This window comes from Pedobacter lusitanus (assembly GCF_040026395.1).
GTDB classification, from domain to species: Bacteria; Bacteroidota; Bacteroidia; order Sphingobacteriales; family Sphingobacteriaceae; genus Pedobacter; species Pedobacter lusitanus.
The window spans coordinates 3,570,051-3,584,644 of record NZ_CP157278.1 but is presented as its reverse complement, the minus strand read 5'-3'; the positions used below and the strand labels follow the sequence as shown (position 1 = coordinate 3,584,644).

Below are 14,594 nucleotides of genomic sequence, written 5' to 3'. Positions count from 1 at the left end.
ATTATCTGAACCAGTCAGCATACATAATATAATTATCCGGCAGCTTATTCAATAAAGCCCTTTGCTCTTCAGTAATGGGCTTTATTTTTTTTGCTGGTGTACCGGCATAAAGAAATCCGCTCTCACAAATTGTGTTTTCCAGCACCACAGAACCAGCTCCGATTATACAATACTCTTCTACAATAGCATTATCCATCACTATAGCTCCCATACCTATTAAAACATGATCCTTCAGTACACAGCCATGTACTATGGCATTATGCCCTACAGAGACTCTATTGCCTATTGTAGTAGCAGCCTTAAGGTACGTAGCATGTATAACAGCACCATCCTGGATATTGCTGTCATTTCCAATGGTAATAGTATTTACATCGCCTCTGATCACAGCATTAAACCATACCGAACAATTTGTTCCCATAGTTACATCTCCTACTATAGTTGCATTGGGAGCAATGAAACAATTCTCTCCCCATTGGGGATTTTTATCTAAAACCGGCAAAATAACGGGCATATTATATATATATTAAAAAATAGTATCTGTTAATTTTTCAGCATGACCGGGATAATCAGTAGTATAATGTAATCCCCTGCTTTCTTTTCTGGCCATTGCGGACTTAATCACTGTAAAAGCAACCTGTATCACATTTCTTAATTCACATAACTTAACTGATACTTTATTCGCTTTATAAAATTCTTCAGTTTCTTCATGAAGTAAAAACAAACGTCTCATAGCCCTGTCAAGCCTGAAATCAGAACGTACAATACCCACATAATCACTCATTAATTTCTGAGTTTCTCTCAGGTTATGTGTAACCAGAATATCTTCATCAGATTGAACAACACCATCGTCGTTCCATTCCGGAATATTTTCCGGAATAAAGCTTTCTTTAAACTTTTCTACTGCATCCAGATAAATCCGATGGGCAAAAACAGGAGCTTCCAGCAATGAATTTGAAGCAAGTCTGTTTGCACCGTGTAAACCTGTGGAAGAACATTCTCCGCAGGCATATAAATTATGAATAGAAGATCTTCCAAATTCATCCACCATAATTCCTCCGCACATATAATGTGCTGCCGGAGTTACAGGAATTAAATCTTTGGTCATATCAATTCCTATAGATAAGCACTTCGCATAAATATTAGGAAAGTGTGTCAATATGTCAGTTTTTGAACGATGTCTTATATCAAGATAAACGAAATCTTCTCCAGATTTTTTCATTTCAGAATCTATCGCTCTGGCAACAATATCACGTGGTGCAAGAGACCCTCTTTCGTCATATTCATACATAAATTCATCACCATTCTTACGTTTTAATACCCCTCCAAAGCCTCTTACAGCCTCCGAAATTAAGAACGATGGATACTCTCCAGGGTTATACAAAGCCGTCGGATGGAATTGAATGAACTCCATATTCCTTAATTTTCCCTTAGCACGATAAACCATTGCCATACCATCTCCAGTTGCAATCACCGGGTTTGTAGTACTTGAATAGACATGACCAGCACCACCAGAAGCAAGAACGGTCACCTTTGCTAAGATCTTTTCCACATCGTTAAGCTCTGTATTAAAGGCATATACACCAAAACAGTTAATAACTTTAGTGCTCTTGTCAACAAACTCACCAAGGTGATGTTGGGTAATTAACTCCAAACAAAAGTAATGTGTTAATATCTCTATGTTCGGATTTTCATGAATTTGCTTCAGTAAAACACTCTCAATCTCATATCCAGTAACGTCTTTATAGTGCAAAACACGATGCTCTGAATGCCCTCCCTCTTTAGCCAGATCATAAACGCCAGCGGTGTCCTTGTCAAAATTAATTCCGTAATCTATGATCTCCTGAATGCGCTGAGGCCCTTCTTTCACCACGATCTCCACAATTTTCGGATCACAAAGTCCATCACCGGCAATTAAAGTATCCTGAATATGTTTTTCAAAAGAATCATCTTTATCAACAACTACAGCTACCCCACCCTGGGCATATTTTGTATTCGATTCATCTTCGTTTGATTTTGTAATAATCAAAACTTTACCATGCTTAGCGGCCTTTAAAGCGAAGCTCAAGCCCGCAATCCCCGATCCTATAACTAAAAAGTCTGTATTCTTCATTGAATTCTGCTAATTCTACCTTGTTGTTAACAACGTTAGAAATATGTTGATTACTTGTCTAAATAAATAGAGTAACTATTTAAGAATGTTTAAAGCTAAGGTAAAATGAGAATTAGACACAATATTTTAAGTTATTTTTCAGCAACTTTGCATGAGTTATTAACTTTTTACTACCAGATAACTAATAAACATCTGAGTATGGATAAGTTTTTAATCTTAAAAATATCTAATTGTAAATCAGCGGATATTTTCTAAAAAAAAAGTGATTTATTTGTGGATAAGTATAGAACAAGTTATAAAAACGAATAAAAATCCCAGAGTTACAAACATTACTAACACACTAATAAACAATAGAAATCTATTTATATTAAATAATTATTAATTATTGAAACGTTGAAAATGGATACCTTAGAAGAATTGAACAGAAGAGGATTTGTAGAAGAAAGTATCGACCCAACACTTGATCTTTTTGCGGAAATTGAAAAGTTAAAAAAAGAGAAAAATGCAATAATCCTTGCACATTACTATCAAGATCCTGATATACAGGATGTTGCGGACTATATAGGGGATAGTTTGGGTCTTTCGCAGGAAGCCGCCAGAACAGAGGCTGATGTGATTGTGTTTGCAGGAGTGCATTTTATGGCAGAAACAGCTAAAATCCTCTCTCCGGAAAAAAAGGTTTTATTACCGGATTTAAAGGCAGGGTGCTCATTAGCTGATAGTTGTCCACCACATTTGTTTAAAAAATTTAAAGAAAAATACCCGGATCACCTGGTAATTACCTATGTAAACTGCACAGCAGAATTAAAAGCGATGAGTGATATCGTTTGTACTTCAACGAATGCAGTCCAAATTGTAGAAAGCCTGCCAAAAGAGCAGAAAATTATTTTTGGTCCGGATAAAAATCTTGGAGCCTGGGTAGCAAAGAAAACCGGCAGAGATCTGGTATTGTGGAATGGTGCCTGTATGGTTCATGAGATATTTTCAAGAGAGAAAATAACAAAGCTTAAAGAACGTCATCCGAATGCGAAATTTATTGCGCATCCGGAATGTGAAGAAGCAGTATTGCAGATGGCTGATTATATCGGATCTACTACAGGTTTGTTAAATTATTCTATCAAAAGTGATGCAAAAGAATTTATAGTAGCTACTGAAAGTGGTATAATCCACCAGATGGAAAAGGCAAATCCTACAAAAACATTTATTCCGGCACCACCGAATAATAATTGTGCTTGTAATGACTGCCCGTATATGAAAAGAAATACTTTAGAAAAATTGTATCTGTGTTTGAAAAACGGATCTCCTGAAGTGACTGTTCCTGAGCATATTATAACAGAAGCAAGAAAACCGATTGAAAGAATGCTGGAAATTTCAGCAAGTCTTGGATTGTAGAAACCGAACGGAGATTCCGCCGGTTAAAATTAGTATAGAAAAAAATGTTTGAAAATAAAGAACGTACAGAGTTAGGTGAATTAGGTGAATTTGGTCTGATTGATCACCTGACCAATAATTTCAAAATAAGACATGAAAGCAGTGTCAAAGGAATTGGTGATGATGCTGCAGTACTGCATTCGGGTGATAAAGAAGTATTGATTTCTACAGATTTATTACTGGAAGGAATTCATTTTGACCTGGCTTATGTACCCTTAATGCACCTTGGTTATAAGGCCGTACAGGTTAATCTGAGTGATATTTATGCTATGAATGGAGTAGCCACCCAGATCACAGTTTCTATTGGTGTTTCCAGTAAATTTCCGCTGGAAGCTGTTGAAGAAATTTATAAAGGAATAGAACTGGCCTGTAATAAGTTTAATATTGATTTAATTGGGGGGGATACTTCTTCAAGTAAACAGGGATTAGTATTGAGTGTAACGAGTATAGGTTATGCTGCAAAAGAGGATATCTGCTACAGAAATGGTGCAAATGAAGGTGATTTAATCTGTGTTTCCGGCGATTTGGGCGGTGCCTATGTAGGTCTTCAGATTCTGGAAAGAGAAAAACAGATATTCCTGGAAAATCCTAATATTCAGCCTGATCTGGAGGGTAAAGATTATATTATTGAGAGACAGCTTAAACCTGAAGGAAGAAGGGATATAGTGGATTTACTGGCTCAGATGAAAATTATACCGACATCAATGATTGATGTATCTGACGGGCTGGCTTCTGAAATTATGCATATCTGCAAGCAATCTGAAAAAGGCTGTACCATGTATGAAGATAAATTTCCTATTGATCCGATGACTTATGAAACTGCAAGAGAACTTGGTCTGGATCCAACTGTTTGTGCTTTAAACGGTGGAGAAGACTATGAATTGCTGTTCACGATCAAACAGGATGATTATACAAAATTAAAGCATGATGTGGATATTACCGTCATTGGACATATTACTGAGAAAGCATCAGGCTGTAAAATGATTTCTAAATCAAATGTGGTTCATGAACTGAAAGCACAGGGATGGAGTGCTTTTAAGTTATAGGATTTCATCGTCTATTAAAGCTGGGTCTAAAAATTTACGATCAATCTGTTTCGTGGTTTTTGCACCCAGTTTTTTTATTTTATCTGCGGTAACAGCCAGATTTCCTGTACCTGCTGATAATTTTCCTATGGCTTTGTCATAGGCATCCTGACTTTGACGGATGTTTCGTCCGATACTTTCCATATCAGTGATGAAACCAACAAATTTATCGTACATACTACCACTTAACCGGGCAATTTCCAATACGTTTCTATTTTGTCTTTCCTGCTTCCAGATACTTGAAATTGTACGTAATGTGGCCAGTAAAGTTGAAGGACTTACGATCACTACTTTTCTTTCCCAGGCATAGTTGAATAGTTCGGCATCTTTTTGTACAGCAATACCAAATGAAGATTCTATAGGGATAAAAAGTAAAACAAAATCAGGTGAATTGATTTGATAAAGCGCCTGATAGTTTTTACCTGACAAATCCTGTACGTGATTTTTTAAGGAGAGCAGATGCTGCTTAACAAATATTTCTCTTTCTTCTTCTGTTTCTGCAGTTACATATTTTTCATAGGCAATCAGAGAGACTTTAGAGTCCACTACAATGTGTTTATCTTCCGGCAGATCAATTATTACATCTGGCTGTACCCTGTTGCCGCTGGAAGTACTAAAACTGGATTGTATGCGATATTCCTGGTCTTTAACCAATCCTGAACGTTCCAGTACTCTTTCCAGAATAATTTCCCCCCAGTTACCTTGTTTTTTATTATCGCCTTTGAGTGCTTTGGTCAGATTATTGGCATCTTCCTGTATTTGTCTGCTCTGATCCATGAGCTGTGAAATTGCTCCCTTGAGTATATTCCGCTCATCAGACTCCGCTTTGTATACCCGGTCAACCTTTTCCTCAAATGCTTTTATATTTTCCTTCAGCGGGCTTAAAATGAGATCCATGTTAGCCTTATTGTTTGCTGTGAATTTTGATGACTTTTCTTCTAGGATCTTATTGGCAATATGTTCAAATTCCAGCTGGAATTTTTGCTGAAGCTCGGCTATGTATTTTTCCTGTTCTGTTTGTTTATCGAGCTGTGCTTTCAGCATTTCTTCTGCTTTTACAGCACGGCTTCTTTCGTCCATAAACCCTTTACGCAAATCGATAAGTTCATCTTCCAGATTTTGTTTTTCTTCTTTGTAATAAGATAAAATCTTATCATGTTCGGCTTCTTTTAAACAAAGAAGATCTTTTTGGTTATCGGCCACTCCTGGTTTTTTTAACAGAATTAAAAAAAGGAAAAGGATAACAATGGCGAGTAATACTATAATGACAATGTTCATTTACTAATTTTTTTATCAAAAATCTATAATATAAACGATTTTAACAAGTATTTTAGTATTATAATCTGTGTAAATTGTGGATTTTATGAAGTTTTTATAAGACATAAAATATTTTTACAAAAAATAAACTGATTATTTTAAGAGATATAGCGTGTAATTTTTTAATGGTTAATTAATTTATTAACTGTAAAGAGTGTTTGTTAATTTAAATCATCTGTTTTAATTTAATTATGTGGATTTCATTTAAAAATTATTGGAATAGAGAATTATAGGAACAATTTTTGAGTTATGTACATTTAGTAAAATGTGATATTAAGAGATGGGAACCTATTTGTTTTTTATAATTCCGATACTGATTCTAAGCATGTTTGTGCAATGGAAGTTCAGACATAAATTTTCGAGATATGCAGAAATGCAATTAAATTCAGGATTTTCAGGAAGGGAAGTTGCGGAGAAAATGCTTCATGATAATGGTATTTATGATGTGAGGGTAATGAATGCTGACGGACAATTAACAGATCATTATAACCCGGCTGATAAAACAGTTAATCTTAGTACAGATGTTTATTACGGGCGAAGTGTTGCAGCCGCAGCAGTAGCTGCACATGAATGCGGACATGCTGTTCAGCATGCCAAATCTTATCACTGGCTGCAATTCAGAACAAATATGGTTCCGGTAGTCAGTATATCTTCCAATCTTTTGCAGTGGGTATTGATTATAGGTATTTTACTGATAGGTTTTACCGGTAATCCTTTTGTATTGGGAATTGGTGTTGCCGGACTTTTACTGATAACCATTTTTAGTTTTATTACACTTCCGATAGAATTTGATGCCAGTAAAAGAGCTCTGATATGGCTTAAAAACAACCAGGTTGTTATGCATAGTCAGGAAGAAAATTCACAGGCCAAGGATGCTTTATGGTGGGCAGCAATGACCTATGTGGTAGCCGCACTGGGTGCATTGGCTAATTTAATATATTATGCATCCATGTTATTCGGAAGAAATAAAAACTAATTTAAGCGGTAGGGTACAATGAGTTGAAATTCAGGAATATCAACTGTAAAATCACTTTCATCAACCATACGGTGCATCAGGTAGTTTCCTGACATTGACCCCATATCTGTGGTTAAATTACATCCTGAAACATAAGAATAACTTTCTCCGGGTTCGATAACAGGTTGTATACCTACTACTCCTTCTCCTTCAACTTCACGCTGAGTACCATTTGAGTCAAATATGAACCATTGACGGCGCATTAATTGTATAGCGTAATCTGACAGATTTTCTACAGAAATCTGGTAAGCAAACATAAAATGTTCTTTCTCAGGATTGGAATATTCTTCCTGATACACCGTATCTACCGAAATCTTAACGCCTTGTGTAATCGCTGTAACCATTGTATTATAAATTGTAGTCTAATTGATTAAGTGGTTTTCAAAAATCAAGCCATTTCTCCTTCCAGGAGCAGGTGATGATATTTATCTGCCACTTCGTCTAAAATAGCATGAATTATTTCAATATTATCCTCTTTTACCAATAACATTCTATAATTCTTGAAATCAGGTAAGCCTTTGAAATAATTAGCATAATGGCGTCTCATTTCAAATATACCTACCTTCGGACCTTTCCAGGCAATAGATTTATCTAAATGGACTCTGCAAACGGCAACTCTTTCCGCAACAGTAGGACCGGCAAGTTTTTCTCCGGTCTTAAAGAAATGAGCGATTTCTCTGAAAATCCATGGATAACCAATGGCTGCCCTGCCTATCATGATTCCGTCAACTTCAAATTCTCTGCGCCAGTCCAGTGCTTTCTGAGGGCTGTCAACATCTCCGTTACCGAAAATGGGAATCTTAATCCGGGGATTTCTTTTTATCTCCCTGATCATACGCCAGTCCGCTTCTCCTTTGTACATCTGAGATCTTGTTCTGCCATGAATGGTCAGCGCCTTTATTCCGATATCCTGTAATCTTTCAGCTACTATATCTACATTTTTTGTGTTATCATCCCAGCCTAATCTGGTTTTAACTGTAACTGGTAAATGCGTAGCTTTTACGACAGCTTCAGTCATTTTAACCATTTTATCTATATCCTGTAAAAGAGCTGAACCTGCCCCTTTACAGGCTACCTGTTTAACAGGACAGCCATAATTGATATCGATAAGATCTGGTTTAGCCAGAGTAGCAATCTCTGTAGCTTCCTGCATAGTGGAAATCTCGCTTCCAAAAATCTGGATACCAATAGGTCTTTCATATTCAAAAATATCCAGCTTCTGTCTGCTTTTTGCAGCATCACGTATCAATCCTTCGGAAGAGATGAATTCTGTATACATCATATCCACCCCACTTTGTTTACAAACAAAACGAAAAGGCGGATCACTTACATCTTCCATTGGTGCAAGTAATAAAGGGAACTCTCCCAGGTCAATATTTCCTATCTTTACAGACATTTTTCTATCTTCAATCCAAAATTAAAACACAAAGGTACAAACTATTCCCAATAATGAATTTCATTTACAACGAGCCTGAAGAGAAGGGAGCTTATATACAGTTACTTATGATTCTCTGTTACGCTATAATAGGTTTGATTATTGGTTCTGTTCTTAGTCTGGCAGTCATACTTGGTGTTTATGGTTTTGATGGCCTGGGCAATGCTGATTTACTGACAGGTGGAGATGCAACTGCTATTGCTGTACTTAAAGTATCACAGGTTTTAACTACAGGCTGTATGTTCATTTTACCGCCATTAATGCTTGCATGGACGGAAAAAAGAAAAGTCAGCAATTTTTATGGATTCATTAAACCTAAAATTTCATTTCTTTTTTTAGTGTTTATGATCATGCTTTGTTCTATGCCGATTATGGAATGGGTTGGACTGGCTAATCAGAAAATGATACTTCCTGATTTTCTGAAACCAGTTGAGAACTGGATGAGAAATAAAGAAGATGAAGCAATGAAAATGACAATTTTATTATTAAAAACTAATAATGTTTTTGACTTTTTAATCAATATTCTGGTCATTGCTTTGATTCCGGCTATAGGAGAAGAACTTATTTTCAGAGGAGGTGTACAAAGATCATTTACCAGAATGTTTAAGAATCCACATGTAGCTATATGGATTTCTGCTTTTATTTTTAGTGCAATACATCTCCAGTTTTTTGGTTTTTTTCCAAGATTATTCCTTGGAGCAGCTTTTGGGTATATCTATTTATGGACAGGAAGTTTATGGTACGCGATGCTGGCTCATTTTTTAAACAATGCTTATGCAGTTAGTGTTGCCTGGTACCTGCAAAAACATAATATTCCTTTGACTGAAGCTGATAATTCTTCAAATTTTCCATGGTATGGATATGTTATTAGTTTAATTTTGAGCATCTTTTTATTTAAGTATTTAAAAAACAAAACCACAGCGAACGATGGAGAACAATTGGGTTAAGGTTTATACCACAGAAAATCCTGTAACAGCAGAGATTATTAAACAGGGATTAATAGAGAATGATATTGCAGCGGTAGTTATGAATAAAAAAGATTCTTCTTATCAGACTTTCGGTATCATTGAAGTATTGGTTAGTCAAAAGGATTTTGATGCCGCTGAAGCTTATATAAATTCTACAGAAACAGAATGAAAACCAGAGCAATAACGGCATTTTTTTTTACGATTGTTATGTTGGGTTCCATTTTTCTGGGGGCCTATACTTTTACTTTCTTCTATCTGCTTTTAAGCGTTTTTTCGCTCGCAGAATTTTATAAACTGGTTAAAACTTCCGGGATCAGACCCCATCGTAACATTGGTCTGGTTGTAAGTGCATTGATATTTTTAATTACAGCTGGTTATCATTTATATCAGTTTGAAACAAAGTATTTATTGTTACTTATTCCGCTGGTATCTGCTGTGTTTTTAGGTGAATTATACAAGAAGGATAAAATTCCTTTCGGCAATATTGCCTATACTTTTGTGGGATTTGTCTATGTGACAGTACCTTTCTGTTTTTTCTATTCACTAGCATTTATACAGGACTGGACAACACATAATTATCATTTGCCACTGGCTTTTCTGCTTTTATTGTGGGCTAGTGATACCGGTGCTTATTTATTTGGCAGAAAACTGGGAAGTCATAAATTATTTGAACGTCATTCTCCGAAAAAAACCTGGGAAGGTTTCTTTGGCGGTATGTTTACAAGCCTGGTGGTTTCTTATATTATTTCTTTGTTTTTTACCGAAATATCCGTGTTGGTCTGGGCTGGAATGGCCATCTTAATCGTAAGTTTTGGTACTTTGGGAGATTTGGTGGAATCCATGCTTAAAAGGAGTCTGAATGCAAAAGACTCTGGTACACTTTTACCAGGCCATGGTGGTTTACTGGATAGATTTGATGGCTTATTAATAGCTGCTCCGGTTGTTTTTGCCTATTTATACCTGGTTTTAAAATAGTATCTGATGAATAAATTAGCTTATTTCCTTTTGCTGTTTGTATTGCTTTCTGCCTCCTGTAATCAAAAAAATGGAACAGGAGAAAACAGTTCCGGTTCTGCTAAAAATAAAGGGCTGCAGGATGCAGCAATTAATCCTGATCAAAGAGAATTGATTGTTGCCGAACTGAAACAAATGCAGCAGGCATTCGGAGATAAAGATGTAAATAAAATTGAAAAATACTTTATTTTTCCACTAGCAGACAGTACTTTATCAATTTATGAAGTCAACGAGGATTTTGATCTGGCAAGAAAATCAACCGGAGGAAATATCAGCAGGGATCTTTTTGTAAAGAACTTCAATGATATTTATGATTATTTCCAAATGGGTGGTTTCAGTGATTTGTTTAAAGCAGTTGATTTGGATGAGCTGAAAAGCAAGCAGGAAGTCACCAGTGAACATCATGTGAAAGATGAGAGTTGCTATACTTTTTACCGGATCAGTATTGAAGGAGATATGGTGAATCTGCAATATGGAACAAATTCTGATCAGGCTTACAGGGAAGCACACCCTGATGAAGAAGAAGTTTGTGGTGAATCTGCTTTTAACTGGCTTTTTAAGCTGGAAGGAAATAAGTTACGTTTTATCAAAGAAATGACTGCCGGGTAAATAGACAGGCAGTTATTTCTTATCTTGTTTTTAATGGTTTTAACAGATATTCCAAACCGTTTAATCTGATCTCATACATGGTACCAATCAGCTCTCCGAGTTTACCAGGGGGCAGACCCTTATGATTAAACCAGATCAGATAGGATTCCGGGAGATCACAAATCAGCTTGTCTTTGTATTTACCAAAGGGCATTCTGAAGGTTACCAGATCATTTAATAATTGTGGATTCATCCTGAAATAATTTATTGTGGAACCATTTCCAGCATCTGAATAGCTTCATCTACGGTTTTCAAATCTTCAAATGCTATTCTTAAAGTATTTTTGACTTCTTTCAGATTACACATCCGGGGATGTTGCTGCGCAAAATGAAGTATATTATGGAATATTGGGGAATCAAAGAAGTTCGATTGTTTATCAGCAATAAAATAACCTCTCAGAACGCCTTTTTTAAAACTCAGTTTTTCAAATCCCAGTTTTTTAGCTGCCCATTGCAGACGCAGTACATTCAACATAGTCTTTACAGGCTTAGGAACCGGGCCAAAGCGGTCTTTTAAAGAACTTTCGAAGGACTTTAGCTGTAATTCGTCATCCAGTTTGGAAAGTTCGGTATAGAGGTTGTATCGCTCTGTAATATTGGTTACATAGTCATCCGGTATGTATAATTCCAGATCAGTATCTATTTGGGTGAAGGTTACAAAAGGACGTTCTTTATCATCTTTGAAAAGCTCTTTGAATTCATCTGCTTTGAGTTCCTGTATAGCCTCATCCAATATCTTATGATACATTTCGAAACCTATTTCTGCAATAAAGCCGCTTTGTTCTGCACCAAGAAGATTTCCACTGCCGCGAATATCGAGATCGCGCATGGCAATATTAAAGCCGCTGCCCAGATCAGAGAACTCTTCGATTGCACTCAGACGTTTCCGGGCTTCTGATGTCAGGGTGGATAGTGGAGGGCTTAACAAATAACAGAAGGCTTTTTTATTGGATCTTCCTACCCTTCCGCGCATCTGGTGCAAATCACTCAGACCAAACATATGAGCATGGTTAATAATGATTGTATTGGCATTTGGAATATCCAGTCCTGCTTCTATAATTGTAGTTGCTACCAGCACGTCCTTTTCTCCATTAATGAAATCGAGCATGACATCTTCCAGTGCATCTCCATCCAATTGCCCGTGCGCAATACCAATACGGGCTTTAGGCACCAGGGTTTGTATCAGTCCGCCCAGTTGTGGCAGATCATTTACTCTGTTATGAATGAAAAATACCTGACCGCCCCTGTCCAGTTCAAATTGTACGGCTTCCTGTATCAGTTTATCATTAAAAACATGAAGTTCTGTATTTACAGGCTGTCTGTTTGGTGGCGGAGTACTCATGATGGACAAATCTCTCGCTCCCATCAGCGAAAAATGCAGTGTTCGCGGGATAGGAGTTGCGGTAAGTGTGAGTGTATCTACGTTGACACGCAGTGCCCGGAGTTTTTCTTTGGCAGAGACGCCGAATTTCTGTTCTTCGTCGATAATCATAATACCAAGAGACTTAAATTTAACGTCTTTACTCAGTAAACGGTGTGTGCCGATAATAATGTCAACTTTACCTTCTTCTACCTGTGCAAGGGTCTCTTTGATCTGTTTATTTGTCTTGAAACGGTTGATATAATCAACCCTGCATGGAAATTCTTTAAGTCTTCCTGAAAAGGTTTTGAAATGCTGCAGAGCAAGAATAGTTGTAGGGACTAAGACCGCAGCCTGTTTTCCATTGGCTACTGCTTTAAATGCTGCTCTGATTGCAATTTCTGTTTTACCAAAACCTACATCTCCGCAAACAAGCCTGTCCATTGGATGCGGGGCTTCCATATCCTTTTTTACATCGCTTGTGGCTTTCATCTGATCGGGAGTATCTTCATAAATAAATGAAGCCTCAAGTTCCGTTTCCAGATAGCCATCAGGATCAAATGCAGTTCCTACCTGTGATTTTCTCAGTGCATAAAGCTTGATCAGATCACGGGCAATGTCTTTAACTTTTTTTTTTGTGGTCTTTTTAAGTTTATCCCAGGCTTCTGTGCCCAGTTTATTCATTTTTGGTGGTGTACCATCTTTTCCGCTATATTTTGCAATACGGTTCAGTGAATTGATATTGACATAAAGGAGGTCATTATCTGCATAAACCAAACGGATCATTTCCTGTGTTTTGCCATTTACCTCTACTTTTTCCAGACCGGCATATTTACCTATTCCATGGTCAATATGAGTAACAAAATCGCCCGGTTTCAAGTCTCTCAGGTCTTTCATGGTTATCGCCTGACTACGCTGATAACCTCTTTTTAATTTGTATTTATAAAATCTGTCAAATATCTGATGATCAGTATAAAATGCAATTGACTGACGGGGATCTATAAATCCCTCTCTGAGCTGAATATTGACAGGAACGAACTTAGCTGTTTTGTCAATGTCATCAAGTATGGCATATAACCGCTCTGTTTGTTTTGGAGAAGAGCTGGAAATAAAGTTATGAATACCATTTTTCTCATTCTCTTTCAGATTATGAATCAGGAGATTGAAATCTTTATTGAAAGAAGGTTGTGGTTTAGTGTCAAAAAGAAAGACATTGTCGGTCTTATAAAAAAATTGCTTTCCAAATTCAATCAGGGAGAAGTCATGAACGATATCTCCAATCATTCTTTCATCTGAAAAGGCAAATTTTGGATCGATCCAGTCCGGATTTTCCTGTTTTTCTTTTGAGGGAAGTGCTTTCCAGAGCTCTACTGCCTTTTTATAACCGGTTTTAATTATATCCAGGGTAAATTCCACATCTTTAAACCAGAGCTGGGTATCTTTTTCAATATAATCAAGCAGATTAATATTGCTTTCTGTAAGATATTTGGATTGTACATTAGGAATAATAGTGAAGGTCTTAACATCTTCTACAGACAACTGGCTTTCAATTTCAAAGGTTCTGATACTCTCAACCTCATCCCCGAAAAATTCTATTCTGTAAGGTAAATCATGAGAAAAAGAGAAAATATCAACTATACCACCCCGAATAGAGAACTGGCCCGGTTCATAGACAAATTCAGTACGGTTAAAGTCGTAATCAACCAGAAATTCATTGATAAAGTCTATGCCTAATTTCACACCCAGACTAATTTCAAGTGTGTTTTTTTCCAGAATGTCTCTGTTGATAACCTTTTCTGCCAGTGCTTCAGGATAAGTAACTACAATTTTTCCATAAGATGAATTATGGTTGAGTTCATTGAGCACTTCGGCTCTGGCTAATACATTGGCGGTATCTACCTGAGTGAAATCAAATGCTTTACGGAATGAAGAAGGAAAAATAAGAACTTCTTTTTCCAGTATACTTTCCAGATCTGCCATAAAATAGGCAGCCTCTTCACGATCGGGAAGAATAAACAATTGTGGTTTATGCAGTAAAAAATAGGTGGTTACAGCAATTGTGGCATCGGCAGAGCCAACTAAACCTTTTAATTGAAGTTTATTACCTTTACCCGAGTTGAGGGTCTTTGCAAGCGCTTCGATGCGCTCATCAGTTTTATATCTATTGATCAGGTCACGGATGTTCACTTCACAAAGATAATATTTATGATTT

The 14,594-nt window shown here is 36.7% G+C and carries 14 protein-coding genes; 7 read left to right on the top strand and 7 right to left on the bottom strand.

Going from position 1 to position 14,594, the window contains the following annotated elements; genetic code table 11:
* Nucleotide 1 precedes the first annotated feature (1 nt).
* Nucleotides 2-511, bottom strand: a complete 510-nt coding sequence (locus PL_RS15345; protein ID WP_041883600.1) for a gamma carbonic anhydrase family protein — start codon at nucleotides 509-511, stop codon at nucleotides 2-4.
* A 12-nt stretch (nucleotides 512-523) separates the two neighbouring features.
* A complete protein-coding gene (gene nadB, locus PL_RS15340) occupies nucleotides 524-2,110 on the bottom strand; it encodes an L-aspartate oxidase (RefSeq protein WP_041883602.1) in 1,587 nt (528 codons plus the stop codon).
* 399 nt (nucleotides 2,111-2,509) lie between these two features.
* On the opposite strand from nadB, the gene nadA reads away from it, so the two are divergent.
* Nucleotides 2,510-3,502 carry a quinolinate synthase NadA gene (gene nadA, locus PL_RS15335; protein WP_041883604.1) on the top strand — a complete coding sequence of 331 codons (993 nt, stop codon included), beginning with the start codon at nucleotides 2,510-2,512 and terminating at the stop codon, nucleotides 3,500-3,502.
* A 44-nt stretch (nucleotides 3,503-3,546) separates the two neighbouring features.
* The gene (gene thiL, locus PL_RS15330; protein WP_041883605.1) at nucleotides 3,547-4,587 is read left to right on the top strand and encodes a thiamine-phosphate kinase; all 1,041 of its coding nucleotides are present in this window, start codon (nucleotides 3,547-3,549) and stop codon (nucleotides 4,585-4,587) included.
* Here thiL and PL_RS15325 read toward each other — a convergent pair.
* A complete protein-coding gene (locus PL_RS15325) occupies nucleotides 4,582-5,904 on the bottom strand; it encodes a DNA recombination protein RmuC (protein WP_041883607.1) in 1,323 nt (440 codons plus the stop codon). The two genes, thiL and PL_RS15325, sit on opposite strands and share 6 nt — an antisense overlap.
* Before the next feature lie 319 nt (nucleotides 5,905-6,223).
* Here PL_RS15325 and PL_RS15320 point away from each other — a divergent pair, with 319 nt between their 5' ends.
* Nucleotides 6,224-6,919: a zinc metallopeptidase gene (locus PL_RS15320; protein ID WP_041883609.1), complete on the top strand. Its 696-nt coding sequence runs from the start codon at nucleotides 6,224-6,226 to the stop codon at nucleotides 6,917-6,919.
* Here the strand turns inward: PL_RS15320 and apaG are convergent.
* The gene (gene apaG, locus PL_RS15315; RefSeq protein ID WP_041883611.1) at nucleotides 6,916-7,302 is read right to left on the bottom strand and encodes a Co2+/Mg2+ efflux protein ApaG; all 387 of its coding nucleotides are present in this window, start codon (nucleotides 7,300-7,302) and stop codon (nucleotides 6,916-6,918) included. The genes PL_RS15320 and apaG overlap by 4 nt on opposite strands.
* 44 nt (nucleotides 7,303-7,346) lie before the next feature.
* Nucleotides 7,347-8,354 (bottom strand): tRNA dihydrouridine synthase DusB, encoded by a 1,008-nt coding sequence (dusB, locus tag PL_RS15310; RefSeq protein ID WP_041883613.1) that lies wholly within the window; start codon nucleotides 8,352-8,354, stop codon nucleotides 7,347-7,349.
* Nucleotides 8,355-8,407: 53 nt separating this feature from the next.
* Between dusB and PL_RS15305 the strand changes: the two genes are divergently transcribed.
* From PL_RS15305 to PL_RS15290, 4 genes are read left to right on the top strand one after another with little or no spacing between them, the layout of a single operon-like run.
* Nucleotides 8,408-9,340: a CPBP family intramembrane glutamic endopeptidase gene (locus PL_RS15305; RefSeq protein ID WP_348619844.1), complete on the top strand. Its 933-nt coding sequence runs from the start codon at nucleotides 8,408-8,410 to the stop codon at nucleotides 9,338-9,340.
* Nucleotides 9,321-9,530: a DUF2007 domain-containing protein gene (locus PL_RS15300; RefSeq protein ID WP_041883614.1), complete on the top strand. Its 210-nt coding sequence runs from the start codon at nucleotides 9,321-9,323 to the stop codon at nucleotides 9,528-9,530. Before PL_RS15305 ends, PL_RS15300 begins: the two co-directional genes overlap by 20 nt.
* The gene (locus tag PL_RS15295; RefSeq protein ID WP_348619842.1) at nucleotides 9,527-10,336 is read left to right on the top strand and encodes a phosphatidate cytidylyltransferase; all 810 of its coding nucleotides are present in this window, start codon (nucleotides 9,527-9,529) and stop codon (nucleotides 10,334-10,336) included. Before PL_RS15300 ends, PL_RS15295 begins: the two co-directional genes overlap by 4 nt.
* Nucleotides 10,337-10,342: 6 nt before the next feature.
* Nucleotides 10,343-10,984, top strand: coding sequence for a hypothetical protein (locus tag PL_RS15290; RefSeq protein WP_041883615.1), 642 nt, complete (start codon nucleotides 10,343-10,345; stop codon nucleotides 10,982-10,984).
* Nucleotides 10,985-11,003: 19 nt separating this feature from the next.
* Here PL_RS15290 and PL_RS15285 read toward each other — a convergent pair whose 3' ends face one another.
* Nucleotides 11,004-11,216: a DUF3820 family protein gene (locus PL_RS15285; RefSeq protein WP_041883616.1), complete on the bottom strand. Its 213-nt coding sequence runs from the start codon at nucleotides 11,214-11,216 to the stop codon at nucleotides 11,004-11,006.
* An 11-nt stretch (nucleotides 11,217-11,227) separates the two neighbouring features.
* Nucleotides 11,228-14,569, bottom strand: a complete 3,342-nt coding sequence (mfd, locus tag PL_RS15280) for a transcription-repair coupling factor (protein ID WP_041883617.1) — start codon at nucleotides 14,567-14,569, stop codon at nucleotides 11,228-11,230.
* Between the last annotated feature and the right edge of the window lie 25 nt (nucleotides 14,570-14,594).